The organism is Lysinibacillus sp. fkY74-1, from assembly GCF_053165895.1.
Genome location: NZ_CP170173.1, coordinates 2,837,648 through 2,854,178, shown reverse-complemented (window position 1 = coordinate 2,854,178; position 16,531 = coordinate 2,837,648). Strand labels below are relative to the sequence as shown.

General features: G+C 37.9%; 14 protein-coding genes and 1 riboswitch. Of the genes, 5 read left to right on the top strand and 9 right to left on the bottom strand.

Annotation, left to right across the window (positions count from 1 at the left end):
* Positions 1 to 24: 24 nt before the first annotated feature.
* Positions 25 to 1,188, bottom strand: a complete 1,164-nt coding sequence (locus tag ACE1MS_RS13970; protein WP_012295014.1) for an aminotransferase-like domain-containing protein — start codon at positions 1,186 to 1,188, stop codon at positions 25 to 27.
* Positions 1,189 to 1,317: 129 nt separating this feature from the next.
* On the opposite strand from ACE1MS_RS13970, the gene ACE1MS_RS13965 reads away from it, so the two are divergent.
* From ACE1MS_RS13965 to ACE1MS_RS13955, 3 genes are all read left to right on the top strand, one after another.
* Entirely contained in the window at positions 1,318 to 2,715 is a 1,398-nt protein-coding gene (locus ACE1MS_RS13965; protein ID WP_447402423.1) for an aminotransferase-like domain-containing protein, read from the top strand.
* Between the two features lie 233 nt (positions 2,716 to 2,948).
* Positions 2,949 to 4,184, top strand: a complete 1,236-nt coding sequence (locus tag ACE1MS_RS13960) for a DNA polymerase IV (protein WP_426388456.1) — start codon at positions 2,949 to 2,951, stop codon at positions 4,182 to 4,184.
* Positions 4,185 to 4,354: 170 nt separating this feature from the next.
* Positions 4,355 to 5,107 (top strand): alpha/beta fold hydrolase, encoded by a 753-nt coding sequence (locus ACE1MS_RS13955; protein WP_197225276.1) that lies wholly within the window; start codon positions 4,355 to 4,357, stop codon positions 5,105 to 5,107.
* A 46-nt stretch (positions 5,108 to 5,153) separates the two neighbouring features.
* Here the strand turns inward: ACE1MS_RS13955 and ACE1MS_RS13950 are convergent, their stop codons facing one another.
* The 3 genes from ACE1MS_RS13950 to ACE1MS_RS13940 are packed head-to-tail and all read right to left on the bottom strand — an operon-like array spanning position 5,154 to position 7,679.
* Entirely contained in the window at positions 5,154 to 6,008 is an 855-nt protein-coding gene (locus ACE1MS_RS13950; protein ID WP_036164083.1) for an SDR family oxidoreductase, read from the bottom strand.
* Positions 6,005 to 7,033, bottom strand: coding sequence for a polysaccharide biosynthesis protein (locus tag ACE1MS_RS13945; RefSeq protein WP_036162823.1), 1,029 nt, complete (start codon positions 7,031 to 7,033; stop codon positions 6,005 to 6,007). Before ACE1MS_RS13945 ends, ACE1MS_RS13950 begins: the two co-directional genes overlap by 4 nt.
* A gap of 46 nt (positions 7,034 to 7,079) precedes the next feature.
* Positions 7,080 to 7,679: a glycosyltransferase family 2 protein gene (locus tag ACE1MS_RS13940; RefSeq protein ID WP_012295008.1), complete on the bottom strand. Its 600-nt coding sequence runs from the start codon at positions 7,677 to 7,679 to the stop codon at positions 7,080 to 7,082.
* A gap of 256 nt (positions 7,680 to 7,935) precedes the next feature.
* Between ACE1MS_RS13940 and ACE1MS_RS13935 the strand changes: the two genes are divergently transcribed.
* Both ACE1MS_RS13935 and ACE1MS_RS13930 read left to right on the top strand, forming a co-directional pair.
* Positions 7,936 to 9,030 (top strand): glycosyltransferase family 4 protein, encoded by a 1,095-nt coding sequence (locus tag ACE1MS_RS13935; protein WP_447402422.1) that lies wholly within the window; start codon positions 7,936 to 7,938, stop codon positions 9,028 to 9,030.
* 113 nt (positions 9,031 to 9,143) lie between these two features.
* Positions 9,144 to 9,584 carry a GNAT family N-acetyltransferase gene (locus ACE1MS_RS13930; RefSeq protein ID WP_012295006.1) on the top strand — a complete coding sequence of 147 codons (441 nt, stop codon included), beginning with the start codon at positions 9,144 to 9,146 and terminating at the stop codon, positions 9,582 to 9,584.
* Between the two features lie 81 nt (positions 9,585 to 9,665).
* Here the strand turns inward: ACE1MS_RS13930 and ACE1MS_RS13925 are convergent, their stop codons facing one another.
* From ACE1MS_RS13925 to ACE1MS_RS13905, 5 genes are all read right to left on the bottom strand, one after another.
* The gene (locus ACE1MS_RS13925; protein ID WP_447402421.1) at positions 9,666 to 13,184 is read right to left on the bottom strand and encodes a S8 family serine peptidase; all 3,519 of its coding nucleotides are present in this window, start codon (positions 13,182 to 13,184) and stop codon (positions 9,666 to 9,668) included.
* Positions 13,185 to 13,341: 157 nt separating this feature from the next.
* Positions 13,342 to 14,190 (bottom strand): energy-coupling factor ABC transporter ATP-binding protein, encoded by an 849-nt coding sequence (locus ACE1MS_RS13920; protein ID WP_012295004.1) that lies wholly within the window; start codon positions 14,188 to 14,190, stop codon positions 13,342 to 13,344.
* On the bottom strand, positions 14,187 to 14,963 hold the full coding sequence (gene cbiQ, locus ACE1MS_RS13915) for a cobalt ECF transporter T component CbiQ (RefSeq protein ID WP_227256879.1): 777 nt from the start codon (positions 14,961 to 14,963) through the stop codon (positions 14,187 to 14,189). Before cbiQ ends, ACE1MS_RS13920 begins: the two co-directional genes overlap by 4 nt.
* 2 nt (positions 14,964 to 14,965) lie before the next feature.
* Complete coding sequence (locus ACE1MS_RS13910) at positions 14,966 to 15,238, bottom strand: energy-coupling factor ABC transporter substrate-binding protein (protein ID WP_008178258.1); 273 nt, start codon at positions 15,236 to 15,238, stop codon at positions 14,966 to 14,968.
* A gap of 1 nt (position 15,239) precedes the next feature.
* Positions 15,240 to 15,986, bottom strand: a complete 747-nt coding sequence (locus ACE1MS_RS13905) for an energy-coupling factor ABC transporter permease (protein ID WP_031417479.1) — start codon at positions 15,984 to 15,986, stop codon at positions 15,240 to 15,242.
* 145 nt (positions 15,987 to 16,131) lie between these two features.
* A riboswitch (cobalamin riboswitch) is annotated at positions 16,132 to 16,316 on the bottom strand.
* Between the last annotated feature and the right edge of the window lie 215 nt (positions 16,317 to 16,531).

Below are 16,531 nucleotides of genomic sequence, written 5' to 3'. Positions count from 1 at the left end.
GAGCGTTTATACGGTTTCATTTTTTTACAGTATACTTGCTAAACGTTTGATACCCTCGCGGATTACTTCAGGTGTTGCATTTGTATAGTTTAATCGCATAGTATTCACGTTCGTTTTAGATGTATAGAATGGATCCCCAGGCACGAAGGCCACCTTTTGTTCCATCGCTTTATGGAATACATCAAGAGCTGGTGTACCATCCTTCATTGTCGCCCAAATGAACATGCCTCCCTCTGGTCGTGTATATTCAACATGAGGAGGGAAAAATTCTTGCATCGCAGCAAGCATCGCTTCTGATTGATTTTTATACAAACTAATTATTTTATTAACATGTTCCGTGTAATCATTACTTGCTAAATAATCATAGATAACATATTGCGAGAAAATATTAGTATGAAGATCAGAGGCTTGCTTAGCAGTTTCTATATGCTGTAAAAGCTCTTTGTTTTTTGTAATGATAAACCCAAGGCGCATGCCAGGTGTGACTGTTTTAGAGAAAGAACCTAGTAAAATACTATTTTCTAATTTACCAGCACCGATATATGGAAGTGGCTCGCCTTGGAAACGAAGCTCCCCATACGGATCATCCTCAATTAAAGCAACATCGTATTTGGCAACCAATTCGTAAATTTGCTCACGCTTTTCTTTCGAGTATGTGAGACCAGTTGGATTTTGGAAGTTTGGAACGGTGTAAATAAATTTTACATTTGGTTGTTGTAGGGCTTGCTCTAATTCTTCTAGATTAAGACCATCGTTTTCTAGTGTTACCCCATGGAAGGTTGGTTCAGCTAATGTAAAGGCTTGAATAGCTCCTAAGTAACCAGGCTCTTCAATAATAATGCCATCGCCCTTATTAATAAGCACCTTTCCAATTAATTCAAGTGCTTGCTGTGAACCTGTTGTAATAAAGACGTCGTCAGCATGTATATCAAGTCCGTGAACACGTTGATATTTAGCAGCAATGTACTCTCGTAATGGTGCATAACCTTGTGTTGAAGAATACTGAAATAGGCGGCTACCGTTTTTTGTAATAGCGTGATCTACTGATGCTCTTAACGCATCAATTGGGAAAGAGATAGGATTTGGAAGCCCGCCTGCAAAGGAAATGACATCCTCTGCATCTGTCACTTTTAAAATATTTCGAATAAATGAGGATGGAGTATTTAAGATTCTTTCAGAATATTGCATAATGATCGGTCCTTTTTTTCTGATTTTTTAAAAATTATATCATTGTCATCGATTGCATACAATATTATCATTGTATGCAAGACAATTAAACTATTGTATGCAAATTAATAGAAAGAAGGCGCTTTGCGAATGCCTATTAATTCATTTGATGCGTATCCTATGAGTTGGAAGCCAGATATTAGTAATAGCACGGCTCCATTATATATAGCCATTGCACAACAGCTAGAGGAAGACATTAAAGAAGGAAAGCTAACGCCAGGAACAAAATTACCACCACAACGCGAATTAGCCGATTTTTTAGATGTGAATTTAAGCACGATTACACGTGCATTTAAGCTCTGTGGACAAAAGGGATTAATATATGCCTCGATTGGTAGTGGTACATTTGTTTCAACGGATGCAGCTAGCAATAAAATTTTATTACCAACAAACCGTACGACCCCCATGATTGAAATGGGCTCCGTATTACCAGACAACTTTGTCAATGAGGATATTACTCGCTATATGAAAAAAATGGTAGGTGAACCTAGCTTCAATAAACTATTTCAATATGGACGACCTGAGGGCAATGCATGGCAAAATGAGGCCGTGCTAAAGCTCTTCGAATGGGTGAACTTTCAAACAGATCAGCCCATTTTGCTTGGCGCGGGCGGACAAAATGCCATTGTCGGAACACTTGCGGCATTATTCCAGCCAGGGGATCGAATTGGGACAGATCCCATTACTTACGCTGGGATGAAAACGGCCGCGAATATGCTAGGCATACAGCTTGTTGCTATTCAACAATGCCGGGGCGAAATGACAAAAGAAGGACTGTTGTATGCTTGTAAAAATGAACATATTAAAGGTATCTATGTCATCCCTGATTTTCATAATCCAACAACACATACGATGTCGGTGGAAACAAGAAAAATGATTGCGGAAGTAGCTAGACAGAAAAATTTGGTGGTCATTGAGGATGCAATTTATAGTTTTCTAAAGGAAAAACCATATGCACCGATTGCTTCCTATGCACCTGATAAAGTAATCTATATTGCTAGCCTATCGAAAACCATCTCACCAGGGTTACGACTCTCCTTTATTGTCACACCTCCTGCTCTTCGTAAAAAAATAATGGAGACTCTCTATAATATCAATATATCAGTCTCTCCAATTATGCTAGAGCTTGCAGCAAGATTGATACATGAGGGGGTCGCACAAACGATATTGGAAAAACATCGAGCATATGCAAAACAGCAAAATGCACTAGTTAATCATTATTTAGCAGAGTATCACATTCTAGGTGATGAGGAATGTATTTTTAGATGGCTCCTCTTGCCAGAGAAATTCACAGGTGTACAATTTGAATTGCTGGCTTCGAAAGCCGGTGTACAGGTATATGCAGCAGAACGATTTGCAGTCGGCAATGCAAAGCCAGTAAATGCTGTGCGTATGGCGATAGCAGCTCCCGAATATCAGCTGGAGCAAGCATTAATTATCTTAAAGGATATTCTCGAAAGTAATGGTGACTATGCATTTGTTGACTAACCGTCCTATTTATTTTATGAGCAAGCCTATAGCTATGGCAGGTATCAATGTAATCCCGCAGAATGTATATAATTTTTTGGCTATGATTCATATATGTTTTAATGTGAATGAGGTGCCAATATAACAAAGAGGTATACAAAAAACATGCTTTGCTAAGTCAGTAGATTAAGTGTAAAAGGACTCGCATGTGATAAAATATAGCTAACATTAAAGTTAAAATGAGGTGAAAGAAATTGCATAAAGGAAGAATCATTTTACATATTGACCTTAATTGCTTTTATGCCTCAGTAGAACAAATTTATGATCCATCATTAAAAGGAAAACCTATAGCCATTGCAGGTAATCCAAAAGAACGTAGGGGTATCGTTATTACATGTAGCTATGAGGCTAGAAAAAGTGGTGTTTATACTACCATGAATGTCGGTGAAGCAAGAAGAAAATGCCCAGAGTTAATTGTATTACCTCCAAATTTTGATCGATATAGAGCTGCCTCAAAATCCTTTTTTGGATTACTGAAAGAGTATAGTGACATACTTCAACCAGTTTCTATAGATGAAGGTTATATACAATTGCCTATAATCGAAGGACAAAATGTGTTAGAGCATGTACATGGTATACAAAATCGAATTTGGAACGAGCTACAATTGCCTTGTTCAATAGGCATTGCGCCCAATAAGTTTTTAGCAAAAATGGCCAGTGATATGAGAAAGCCGATGGGCATCACAATATTACGTAAACGTGATGTCCCATCAGTTTTATGGCCATTGCATGTTAAAGAAATGCATGGAATTGGGAAGAGCACTGCAGAAAAATTAAAAGAATTAGGTATACAAACAATTGGAGAGTTAGCTGCGGCTGATGAATACACATTAAAACAGAAATTTGGCATCAACGGACTTCGTTTGAAACAGAAGGCCAATGGCGAGGATGATCGACCTGTTGATCCAGAAGCAATATATGATACGAAGAGTGTAGGAAATTCAACAACACTCTCACAAGATACGACTGACCGAGATGAATTATATAAAATATTGACAACACTTTCTGAAAAGGTAGCAGAGAGGTTAAAAGCTAAAAAACTTGCTGGTGTGACTGTGAGTATTATAATTCGTACAGCTTCTTGGGAAACCTATACTCGGAGTAAATCAGTCAATAACGCGATATTTTTAAAAGAGGATATAGTTGAACAGGCATGGAATCTATTTAATAAAAATTGGAATGAGGAACCTGTCCGATTACTTGGTGTGACTATTTCAAATGTTAGTGACATTAAAGAGATGACACAGCAGTTAACTTTTTTTGATTTTGAAGAACATATTAAAGATGAACCGATTATTAAATTGGTAGATCAAATTGAACAGAAATTTGGAAAAGGTGTTATTTTGAGAGGGTCCGATATTGTAAAGCCAGGAGGGAAACATCAGGCAAACACCAGTTTTAGTAAGGACTTTTGGGATGATCACATTTAAAAGATGGTCAATTTTCACGGGATTAAAGGATTTAGGGGTATACTGCAACGGTTGATGAGAGCTATATGGAGATGATAGAGCTAATCAGGCATGCATGACAATTTCCCAGGAAATACAAAATAGCTTTTTAACCAGATGAAAATCAACGAAAGTAGGTGTGTACTTCCATTATGCAGTATAAAGAGTATGGTGATATCAGCGGTCCGGTAATGATGTTTCTTCATGGGGGTGGTGTCGGGGGATGGATGTGGGAACAACAAATTCAGTACTTCTTCAATTATCACTGTGTGGTACCTGAGCTTATGTCCAATCATCCATTTTCCATTGAGCAGTGTGCACAACATCTCGTACAGCTTTTAGAGGAAAAGGGGAATGGCAAGCAGATCATTGTGATTGGTTTTTCATTAGGTGCTCAAATTGCCATACAAATGTTAAGTATAAAGCCTAGTTTAATCCACTTTTCGATAATTAATAGTGCTCTTGTTATCCCTTCTCCTACTACAGCATGGATGATTCGGCCGCTTCTGCGATTCTCATTCCCGCTTATTAAAAATAAAGCCTTCGCAAAGCTTCAAGCGAAAACCTTATACATCGATGATCGCTATTTTAACGACTATTATCATGATAGCTCTAAAATGACATACGATACATTAATTCAGGTTTTACAAGAGAACATGACGTTTTCAATCCCGCACAATTTCCACAATGCACGGGGGAATATTTTAATTACTGTTGGCAATCAAGAGAAAAAAATAATGAAAAAGTCCGCACAAGCGCTTGTACAAAGCCATCCAAATGCGAAAGGGGTCATTTTAAACAACATAGGACATGGAGTATCATTTGCTCAGCCTGCATTTTTCAATTGTTTTGTAGCTAATTGGATAAAAGAAGGACAATTGCCAGTGGGCACAGTCATTCAATAGTAAAACTCCATTATGAATAACGATACTCATAATAGAGTTGAAGTTTTTAAGAAATATAGTGAGGATATAAATCCTTGTGCTGCAATATCCATTCTTTCATGTCGATGATCATTTCTTCGTAGCTAGGGACTGTAAAGGAAAAATCATTTCTAGTATTTATTAATGTTTTATTAACATTAACAAGCGGATGAGGAGTAATCTTTATTGTATGGTCCATAAAGTGCTTATTCAATAACTGAAGAAGATCGTATTTAGATATAGGTAATGTATTTACAAGATGATAGAGTCCAGTTATTCCTTCTTGGGCCGCTTGCTCGATGGCTTTTGCTAAGGTGAGCGTTGTAACCCCGGTCCAAATAGCACCAGTATAGCCGTTAATAGGGCCTTTTTGATGCATAAACCAATTGAAAAGCCCAATTCCATCCTTCTTCAAATCAGGACCAATAATTGAATTACGGAAAGTTAAATGCTTCTTATGATTAATTTCGCCTAAACCCTTTGTGCGGTCATAAAATGTAGTTCCGTCCTGTACACTTTTTTCATAATAGGGTGCGTTTTCTCCTGAAAATACACAATCTGTACTCATATGAATAAGCTTCGTCTGGCGGTTTTCAAGGAGAGATACGATCGCATGTGGTAAATAGCTATTTAAGAAAATACTCTTTTCAGAATTTTCCTCACAGGCTTTATTTAATATACCGATACAATTAACGACGATATCATAATGATGGTCTTGAAGAAGTGAACATAAAAAGTTTAGGTCCGTAATATCACCAGTAATATTCTGTCCAAATGGGAAAGCAGTTCTCGTATACGTGGTCACATCATGTCCTTGCTCTCGCAAATAGATGGAAATGGTATGACCAGCCATGCCAGAAGCACCTAGCACTAAAAATTTCATGGTGTTCCTCCAGTCCAATGGAGCAGCTCTTCCTGAATTAGAGATAAGGTTAGTAACTTTTCTTTAATGGCCACCACGTTTAACATTTGTGTATTATTGGAATTATATTCATCCGATAACGTAATCTTAGGAGAGCCTTCATCCAGGTATTTTCCATAATTCAAATCCCGATTATCTGCTGGAATTCGATAAAAATGACCTAAATCTATGGCCTTTGCTGCTTCTTCCTTAGTACATAATACCTCATATCGTTTCTCCCCATGCCTTGTGCCGATAATGTGAATGGCATTGTTCACTTGGAAAATTTCAAGGAGAGCTTGTGCTAAATTCTCGATCGTAGCAGCGGGTGATTTTTGCACCATAATATCGCCATTTTGGGCATGTAAGAAGGCATATAATACTAATTCAACTGCTTCCTCAAGGCTCATCATAAAACGAGTCATGTGAGGATCGGTAATGGTTAAAGGTTTGCCGGCTTTTATTTGTTCGATGAAAAGTGGAATGACCGAACCTCTTGAAGCCATCACATTACCGTATCGAGTGCCGCAAATCAATGTTTGCTTAGGGTCGACCATCCGCGATTTAGCAATAAATGTTTTCTCCATCATCGCCTTGGATATCCCCATTGCATTGACAGGGTATGCTGCCTTATCTGTTGATAGACAAATAATTTTTTTAACGCCAGCTTGAATAGCCGCAGTTAAAACATTGTCTGTTCCTATAATATTTGTTTTCACTGCCTCTAAAGGGAAGAATTCACAAGAGGGCACTTGCTTAAGCGCAGCAGCATGAAACACATAATCTACGTTATACATAGCAGGGTGGAGGCTTTGTAAATCACGTACATCCCCGATATAGAATTTAATTTTAGAATTCTGATAAAGCTTTCGCATATCATCTTGCTTTTTCTCATCCCTTGAAAAAATGCGTATTTCCTTAATATCCGTATTTAAAAATCGATTTAATACCGCATTACCAAAAGACCCTGTTCCTCCAGTAATCAGTAAAGTTTTATCTTTAAACATTGTATGGTTTGTGACACCTCCCACATGCTTACGTCCGTTCATGATATTATTTCAATCCTCTTTCATGCAAATCACATTCTGAGTTTTCTCGTGGATAGTTGTACCAATAAGCGTATTCATGGGTATACTTGCTGGTTGGATTTTTGTCCATAAGCGCACAATTAAAATCCCAATCTCCTGCAATATCCTTACGTATCGTAAACTTCGCATCCCCGATGAAGCTTCTTCGAATAATTTTAAATTGTCCTGGCAATGAGTAACGATTTGATTCATCTTTAATAAACGCATAGCCATTCTTAATAATCATGTTGTAGTAGTAAATATCAAATTCACCATCCACCTGTGCTAATACATTGCGGATGGCAGGCAAATAATGGTCATCACTATCGATGATGGCAATATAATCACCTGTTGCTTCAGCAATGCATCGGTTATAGGCAACACTTGCACCTAGATTCGTTGGATGAACAATGATTTTTAAAGCTGGGCAGACTTTTTGATAGTCCTGTAAAATGGCTAACGTATTGTCTGTGGAGCCGTCATCTACAACGATAATTTCATAGGCATATTCTTTAGGAATACTGTCAAGCATTGTTAAGATCCATTCTTCACTATTAAACGCAGGTGATAAAAAGCTTATTTTCATTTTATCCCTCCATCCTGATTAGGTAGTTTAGTTTGTCAGGTTCACTGAACAGATTCTTTATTACAATATGCGGGGATAGAGGTCTATTATAGGCAATTGCTTGTTAACATAAGTTTTTTAAGAGAGTAATTTTATGGATTGCATTTATTTTTGCTAGAGATCTATGGAGAAGGGGGTGACATTTTACTAAGTTATACACGTTTGACAGGTGTGGGCATAAACTAGGAAAGAGCGCTTTTTAAGAAAGAGGGATTCAATGACAAAAAGAATCGCATTTATTTGTAGCGTGGAATCAGCTAAACTTTCCGATGCACACATCTTCAAAGATCTATGTTTAGTGCCTATTTTACTAGGGGAGTATTTAGGCTATGAAGTTAGTATAGTGACGGCAGAGATGAATGAAGCTCTGCTGCAACAATCTTTTCCGACTGTTAAATTCGAGCGAATTCCAATAGGGATTGATTATGTTGCCAATATGAATGCTTATTTAGTCAAGCATGCCAAGGACATTGATCTAGTTTTTGCTATAGGACCTTACCCATCCTATCTTTCCATTCTTCAAACGTATAAGCAGTTTAATCCTAATGGCAAAGTTTATATGAAGTTAGATGTTAATCGATTTTGGTTAAGTCGATTAAAAACCTATCCATACTTTCTAGAATTGCTACAGCTTTGTGATCTTCTGACCTCCGAATGTGTATCGATTCAAACTGACATTCGAGAGTTTTCACAATTAGATGTTCAACATATCCCAAATGGCTTTTATGAGTATTTTCACACAGAGCCCGTGCAATTTCATGAGAAAGAAAATAGAATTCTATCAGTGGGCCGATTAGATGCACCAGAGAAGCAGACCACTTTTACAATAAAAGCCTTTCTAGCAGCACAGCTGACAGACTGGGAGCTTCGTTTGGTAGGACCTATGTCTGAATCGTTTCAGCAGGAAATAAAACAATTACTGGACAGTCATCCTTATCCTGCGCAAGTCACAATGGTAGGGCCAATCTCAGACAAGATGCAGCTAGAGGAGGAGTATCGCAAGGCAAAAATCTTTTGCATAACATCCACAGTTGAATGCTTTGCACATGTTTTTGCAGAGGCGGCTAAAAATGGTTGTTATATTGTGACAACTGATGTGGATGGGGCTGCAGATATTACCCAGCAACAACGTTTTGGCTGTATTCATCCAACACATGATTGGGAAAGTATAGCTCGGACGTTACAGCAAGTCACTCAGCAGGAAGAATTGTTGGCAAATACTTGTCTACAGCTACAAGCCGATGCGCGGAGGGATTTGAACTGGCAGCATATCGTGAAAGATGTCGCAGCATATTTAAATGAAATTAAGTAGAACTTCTCTCGATGAAGAGGAGTATTCTTTTCTTTGTGCCATTTTTTCCTATATAATAAAACTAGATTTATAATGTTAGAAACAATCAGGGGAAGACACAAGGGGAGACAAGAATGGAAATACTACAAGCATCGATGAACGAACTAGAAGAGTTAACGAAGCTATTTGATGAATATCGTCAGTTTTATGGTATAGAATCGGACGAAAGTAGCGCAAAAGCATTTTTACAATTACGATTGGCCCTCAAAGAGTCAGTCATTTTTATGGCGTTAGTAGACGGCAAGATGGTTGGATTTACACAATTATATCCAACGTTTTCTTCTATAGCTTTACAGCGAGCCTATATTTTGAATGATATTTATGTCACGGAAGATGCTAGAGGCCTAGGGGTGGGCAAGGCATTGATGGAAAAGGTTTTTCACTATTGTGAGCAACAGAATGCGCGCTATGTGACACTGCAAACAGCAGCTGATAATGTGAATGCGCGTAAGCTGTATGAAAGGCTTCATATGAAGCAAGATGAATACTGTAATTATGTCAAATATTTTATGTAATCAGCATTTTATTTTAGGATGAATATGCTTTTTGTACAAAACTCCCCTAGATATTTCGTTATCTAGGGGAGTTTATTGATATTATTTAATTTCTAACGTATATGGCTGTGTACTTGCTTGGCCATAATATTCACTAACTTCAATATAGTATTTGCCTGCGTCCAGCTCCACAGTACCTACTTCAGCATCTCCAGCTCCGTAAAGATCCAAAGTTTTAACTGTTTTTCCGTTGGCATCTATCACTCGAATCACACCATCCAGTGCTTTTTCTGTTTGAAGTGAGAAGAAGATATTACGTTTTTGGACGTTGTTAAATTCAAAGTAATCCTTATCTCCAAATGGAATACCCGCATTTAAATATTGTGTGGCAACCCATTTGTCGTCTTCTTTCGTTAGGGCAGACGTTTTACTTGGTACACCATTCACTAATTTGGAATCTGCATCTTCGTCTGCTCGTTTATGGTCGAACAAAGTTAATGTATAGGGCTGAATGGACATTTGGCCAAGACCCGTGCTATTGACTTGAATAAAGTAACCTCGATCCTTTTTAGCCTTAAAGGATGTATTTACGTCTGTCGTTCCTACCATGCCAAGGAGTATCTCAAGAATATTATCGCTCAGTCCAAATGGAATGGCTGTTTCCATTTCCTTCGGATCAATTTTCATATTGCCGTTTGTATCCTCAATAATCGAACCTGCAAATTTTAAGTCCTTTTGTAGCTCTTTTGGCAGTTGATTTAATTGTTCATTGGTAAATGGAACAGAGGAAAGCAATAAACTCATAATTTCATCATTGCCCTCTTGCTTATAATAATAGTAATCCTCATCGTCTTGATAAATTAGATGATCCTTATAAGTTGTGCCAGGTTGAATTTTTAACGCCTTTGCTTCTTCATAATTCTCTGGATTATAATCTTTCGGAATATCACCTATTTTACTTGTTTTCAACGTATAAGGCTCAGTTGAACGTTCACCAGCATTTACAACAGCTACTACATAGGTTTTATCCTTCTTCAATGCCATTACTTTTGCATCGTTTTCATTACCGGCAGAGCCAAGAAGTAACGAAAGTAAGCCTAGGTCATTGGTTAAGGACGACACAGGAATTAGTTCCTTGGCTTTTTCATCATATTCAAACACAGTACCGGCAGGCATTTGGCTTGCATCTTTGTTAAAGCTAAAGCTATAAAGAGCGTCTTCTTTTGTTTTAAATAAGAAGTAGTCCTCATCATATTCTGTTTGGAAATAAGCTTTTTGATCCTCACCAATGTTGAAGCGAATAGCTTGCTTAATAATCGGATCAACATTTTCTAAATTGTCCGTCGTAAAGGAATTCATGAGCATATTCATCATGCCTTCAATTTCATTCCGTTTTTTTGTTGTACTTGGTGTTATTGGTAACTGGTCGACCGAGACATTTTCGTCATACATGGCATCCTCTAATGGTAGTCCATCCTCATCTGGTGGGAGCGTAACAACCTCACCTTTTAATGTGTATGGGATCATTGACTCACTGACTGTTTCCTCTTTTTCAATGCCACCACTGAAAAACATCTCCATTGAAAACTCGCTATTACTCTCATTAGATACACTTAAAATGTACTCTTGATCGGGTACAGCATCGATGATCATGCTCACTGCTTCACCTTTAGCTGCACCGTAGGAGCTTTGAATTGGGAAGGCTTCTTCTTCTTCGCTTTCCTCTTTTTTAGCTTGCTTTACCTCTTCTGGTGGAATCGGATTGAAATCCTCTTTTAAGTATAAATCCATAGAGGCAGTAACACCTGGTATACCAGATAGATCAAACTTCAATGTTGTCGGTTTTTTTACAGAAAACGTAAAATAATCTTGATCCTTTTGTTGATCTTTAGACAGTAGGGTATAGTTTTTTCCTGCCGTATTGTATGGGAACTTTTTAATAGACTCCATTGAAGACTTATTTAATGCATCGATTGGTAAATCTGAGTTTTTCGTAGTTTGTGCTGTAAAGATATAAGTAGATTTGCCTTTTAAGCTATAACTACCATTATGATCTTTCACACCAATTAACAATGTTCCTTTTTGGTCTGCTTTAAAGAGGTGACCTTCTTTTTTTCCTACACGAACATCATTAACTTTAATTGGCTCTACTTCACCCTGCTTGTTAGTAGGGTAGAAGTATAAATCAAAGGCATAGTCGTATTGTTCAGCACCTTTTAAAGTTAGCTGTGCATATTCATTTGCCTCTAAATCAACCTTATACCATTTTTTTTCATCTTGCTGCTCGAAAACACCTTGTTCGATATTTAATGTATTTTTGGCAAGAACTTTGGCATTTTTGATACGCTCTTCTTTGGATTCAGAATAATGTTTAGGTAATTTATTTAAATCGAACTGTAAGGCTTTCACAGGATCGACAAGCCCATGACCATAAGTAAGGTCATAACCTTTTTTACCTAAATCTTGTGCTGTCATTTCAAGAATTGCTTCAATCTCATGTGGCTTTAAATTCGGATGCTTTGATTTAAGTAGGGAGACGATGCCTGCCACTACAGGAGATGCCATGGAAGTACCACTAAACTTGACAAAAGATGATCCTTTTTTCTCATCGTGTACGGTACTGTAGATGTCTTCGCCAGGAGCCACGACATCAACAGAAGGACCGTAATTGGAATAGCTGGATAGTTTATTTCGATCATTCGTGGAACCAACACTTATAACGCCTTCATAGGAAGCAGGGAAGGAATAGTCATCTGTCGACTCATTTCCAGCGGCTGCAACAATCGTAATTCCACTATCAATAGCTTTTTGAACAACATCCTGCATAAGTGGGGATTCACCATAGCCTCCAAGACTCATATTAATGACGTCCACACCTTGCTCAATAGCGTACAGAATACCTTGTGCAATGATAAAATCATTTGCTCCTTCTTTTCCGTTAAAGACATCAATAGGTAGTAGCTTCGCTTGTGGATTAATTCCATGTCCACCAATACCATTGTCTTTGGCTGCGGCAATAATCCCAGCAACATGTGTCCCATGGTCACCTGGATAAGATGTATTTGCCGGAGCAGCTGCATTATAAGGTGTGAGTACTTGAGATTTTAGGTCGGGATGTTTAAAATCAACACCCGAATCGATGACAGCTACTGTTACGTCATTTTCCCCAGCTAATGCTAATGCCTGATCCATTTGCAAAAGGCTTAGATGATACATATCTTTTATCTTTGGGTCAGCCTCTTTGTTGAAAGAATGATAGACATAACTAGGGGATACACTTGTAATCCCTTGCTGCTTTAAATAGTAAGAGACGGCTTTTTCAATGGATACACCTTTGTTAAGTTGAATCACATCATAGCCTAATGAAGGAATAGAGCGGATGACCTTGGAGCCAATTTTTTTATGTACGCTTTTATCAAGGCCAGAATGCTTGATAATAATCGTATCCTTACTCATCCATTTGTCTTCATTTTTAAGATTCTTACCTGCATGTTGTGAATTGCTTGCTAATACGTTCTTCGCTGTTTGATGTGGTGCCTCCTCTGCAAAAGCTGAAGCCACAGGAACCATTAGCGCAGCGGATGCTGCGACAGCGACTGATTTTTTAAACCAACTTTTCAATTGTATCTCTCCTTGATGTTCTATAATAGGTCTCGACTATACTAATACGGATAAGCGATAGAAAAGTTTCGTAAATGAGGAAAATTTTTCTTCGCAATTTGAAAAATCGAACAGTAAAGGGATGAGCTGTCCGTTATTTTATTATTAATAATGCTTATTAAACCTGAACGGGTAGCTGTTCGATCAATTGTAATAAGTCATGCTTAGAGCGAGGAACTGAAATATTTTCTTGCCATAATTTCTTTTTTTGTAGAGCCATGGTCATTTCAAAGACCCATGGTCGTTCAAGATGTGCCCGTTTTAGCAATTCTTCTTCATAGAACAGGGCGATAGGATCACCATGATAAATAATGTTTCCTGCCTCCATGACGATGATGTGATCCGCCCATTCATAGGCAAGGGAAATGTCGTGAGTAGCAGCGATAATCGTTCGTTCACAGTCTTCTAATTTGGCTAAGTACTGAAAAACCTGAGAAGCATAATAGCTATCAAGACCAGCCGTTGGTTCATCTAATAAAAGGACAGCCGGTTCCATCGCTAATACACCTGCCATTGCCACACGTTTTTTCTGTCCTACACTTAAGAAGTGAATCGGTTTATCAAGTAGCTCTGTTACTTCAGTTTGTGCCACAGCCCAGGCTATTTTTTCTTCAATTTTTTCCGTAGACCAACCTAAATTCAATGGACCATAGGCTATATCTTGCTTAACGGTTCCTGAAAAAAGCTGATTATCAGCATCTTGAAAGACAATTCCCACCTGTTGGCGAAGTGCTTTTAATGCTTTTCTACTATATTGAAGTTCGTTCCCATTAAATGAAATGGTTCCGGCTGTCGGTTTCAAAATGCCATTAAGATGTTGAAATAAAGTGGATTTTCCTGCTCCATTATGACCGAGTATAGCGATTTTTTTCCCTTTTGGAATGTCTAGTGAAATATCTGTCAAAGCCTTTGTTCCATCTGCATAGGCATAAGACAAATTAGTCAGTTGAAAATAATATGCTGTCATGAGAAGTATCCTCCATATACGATAAGGAATAAAAAAATAGCCATCATGCCGAGCCAGTTTTTTTTATTATAGACGGCCGTTTCGTGCCAATAAACCGTTTCACCGCCACGTGCCTGCATGGCATTGTTAAGCTCTCGACTACGCTGAAACATTTCAATAAACAACGCTGTAATCAGCATAGACATCGAACGTAACCATTGCATGGGTGAATGATGGCCAAGGCGGGCTTGCTGGGCTAAATGAATTTTTTGCATGCTTTCGAAAAAAATAAAAATAAAACGATAGGTGAGTTCTACTAACTCAACTAATAAAGGAGGGAGCCTCCATTGGCGAAGCACATAACAAATCTCTTGTACAGATGTTGTTAAAATTAAAAAATATAAGCAGCTTATACTGCCGAGTACGATAAAGAATAGCTGCTGTGCGGTAGCGATACTGGCTCTCCCAATAAAAATTGTCCAGCTCATATACGTAAATGATCCCATATGGGCTGGTAATACATGCGTTGCTGGCGCTATCGAAATTAGGATGGAGATGAGACTTGTGAATAAGAAAAATCCTGGTAGTAATAATAGCTTCGCATAGTATTTTAGTGGGATTTTCGCACCCCAAATGATAAAAGCACTCATTACAAAAAATGTAATGAGTGAAAGTCGTTCCTCTCTCATAATAAGCGTGAATAAAAGTAGTCCTAATGAAAATATCATTTTTTCTAGAGGATGAACGTACGCTAGCTTATTGAGATACGCATACTTATCAATGAGTAACATCATTCTTAACCTTCTTTATGTTTGCCACGCATATAGCCGATAAAGTAGCCGATAAAACCAGCACCAATAGCTGCTTGTAGCACGAATAATAAGCTTTCAATTTCACCACTGGGCGGTTCCCATAAACTATCAAACCATGGCTCATACTCTGCATTAATCTCTCCAATGGCAGCTTCGGCTTCACCATCAGCTCCGCCAAATTCTGCTCCCTTTTGGACGAAGAGCGGGATAATGGCCAATAGCACTACAATCGCTAATAGTAATAAATTTCGTTTCATATTAGTGCGCCTCCTTTGTAGAGAAAACACGTAAAGACTTTAATTCGCTAATATTATATTTTTTCAAGAAGTTCATGACAATAACTGTTAATATCCCTTCACTCACAGCTAACGGGATTTGTGTTAAGGCAAAAATACTTGCGAACTTTGTAAATGAAGCCATAAAGCCACCGACTTCAGATGGGAAGGCAAGTGCTAATTGAATAGAAGTCACCACATATGTACCTAAATCCCCAAGCATAGCCGCAAAGAAAATAGCTAATGAAAACGATAACCCCATTTTTTGCGCCCCTTTAAATACAAAGTAGACGATAAACGGACCTACGATAGCCATCGAAAATGCATTAGCCCCTAATGTTGTGATTCCACCATGTGCTAAAAGTAAAGATTGAAATAATAAAACAATTGTCCCGATGACACTCATCGCTAACGGTCCAAATAAGACTGTTCCGAGACCTACCCCTGTTGGATGTGAACAGCTCCCTGTAACTGAAGGGATTTTTAAGGCTGATAGAACAAAGGCAAATGCACCAGACAGTCCCAGAATCATTTTTGTTTCTGGGTTTTCTTCGATTGTTTTACGAATAGAGCGCAATCCTAAAATAATAAATGGGACGGAGATTACCCACCAAAAAATAGCCCATTCGATTGGTAAAAAACCTTCCATGATATGCATGGCGAAGGCACGTTTTGGCACCATTAAAAAAGCCAATACAAAATAACTAAGTTTCCACCAAGACAGCTTCAATTTTCTTCCTCCAAACTATAAATAGATTTTTAGAATGTAGCGTGCGTAATAAAAAAAGCACTTTTCCGTTGTTGGAAAAGTGCATAGCTAAAAAAGCAAATAACATTCTCATCTGCTAAGCCGCACACCTATCCTCGTAGGATGAAACGATCACATATTTTCGGCAGGTCTCCTGGCTCTAGTTCAACACTTTATAGGTCTTCCCATCCATTGGACAGTGACATTTTCTATAAAGCTCCCTATTACAGTGGCGGGACCGCGCCGGACTTGAACCGGCTTCCCTTTTAAGTAAAATGACGAGCATTTTACACCAAAAATAGTAAGTTGTGAGATTTCACGACAAAGTGTACCACGAATTTCCATAAATATGCTATACTTTTTTATAAAAATTTTGAAATAGACTATCAATTTCGAAAATTCTGATTACTAAGGATTTTGAGAATAAAAGGGAACAACCCCAATTTTAAATAACCAAAAATTCTCTGATAAAATTGATAAATTTGTCATGAATTTTTAAAGAAATATTGAAATTTTAAAATAATAAG

What these genes read in the sequence shown, in the direction of transcription:
- ACE1MS_RS13970 (WP_012295014.1), bottom strand. Translation starts at nt 1,188, where the DNA reads ATGCAATATTCTGAAAGAATCTTAAATACTCCATCCTCATTTATTCGA.
- ACE1MS_RS13910 (WP_008178258.1), bottom strand. Translation starts at nt 15,238, where the DNA reads ATGAAACGAAATTTATTACTATTAGCGATTGTAGTGCTATTGGCCATT.
- ACE1MS_RS13950 (WP_036164083.1), bottom strand. Translation starts at nt 6,008, where the DNA reads ATGAAATTTTTAGTGCTAGGTGCTTCTGGCATGGCTGGTCATACCATT.
- ACE1MS_RS13930 (WP_012295006.1), top strand. Translation starts at nt 9,144, where the DNA reads ATGGAAATACTACAAGCATCGATGAACGAACTAGAAGAGTTAACGAAG.
- ACE1MS_RS13955 (WP_197225276.1), top strand. Translation starts at nt 4,355, where the DNA reads ATGCAGTATAAAGAGTATGGTGATATCAGCGGTCCGGTAATGATGTTT.
- ACE1MS_RS13920 (WP_012295004.1), bottom strand. Translation starts at nt 14,190, where the DNA reads ATGACAGCATATTATTTTCAACTGACTAATTTGTCTTATGCCTATGCA.
- ACE1MS_RS13935 (WP_447402422.1), top strand. Translation starts at nt 7,936, where the DNA reads ATGACAAAAAGAATCGCATTTATTTGTAGCGTGGAATCAGCTAAACTT.
- ACE1MS_RS13965 (WP_447402423.1), top strand. Translation starts at nt 1,318, where the DNA reads ATGCCTATTAATTCATTTGATGCGTATCCTATGAGTTGGAAGCCAGAT.
- ACE1MS_RS13940 (WP_012295008.1), bottom strand. Translation starts at nt 7,679, where the DNA reads ATGAAAATAAGCTTTTTATCACCTGCGTTTAATAGTGAAGAATGGATC.
- ACE1MS_RS13945 (WP_036162823.1), bottom strand. Translation starts at nt 7,033, where the DNA reads ATGTTTAAAGATAAAACTTTACTGATTACTGGAGGAACAGGGTCTTTT.
- cbiQ (WP_227256879.1), bottom strand. Translation starts at nt 14,963, where the DNA reads ATGATGTTACTCATTGATAAGTATGCGTATCTCAATAAGCTAGCGTAC.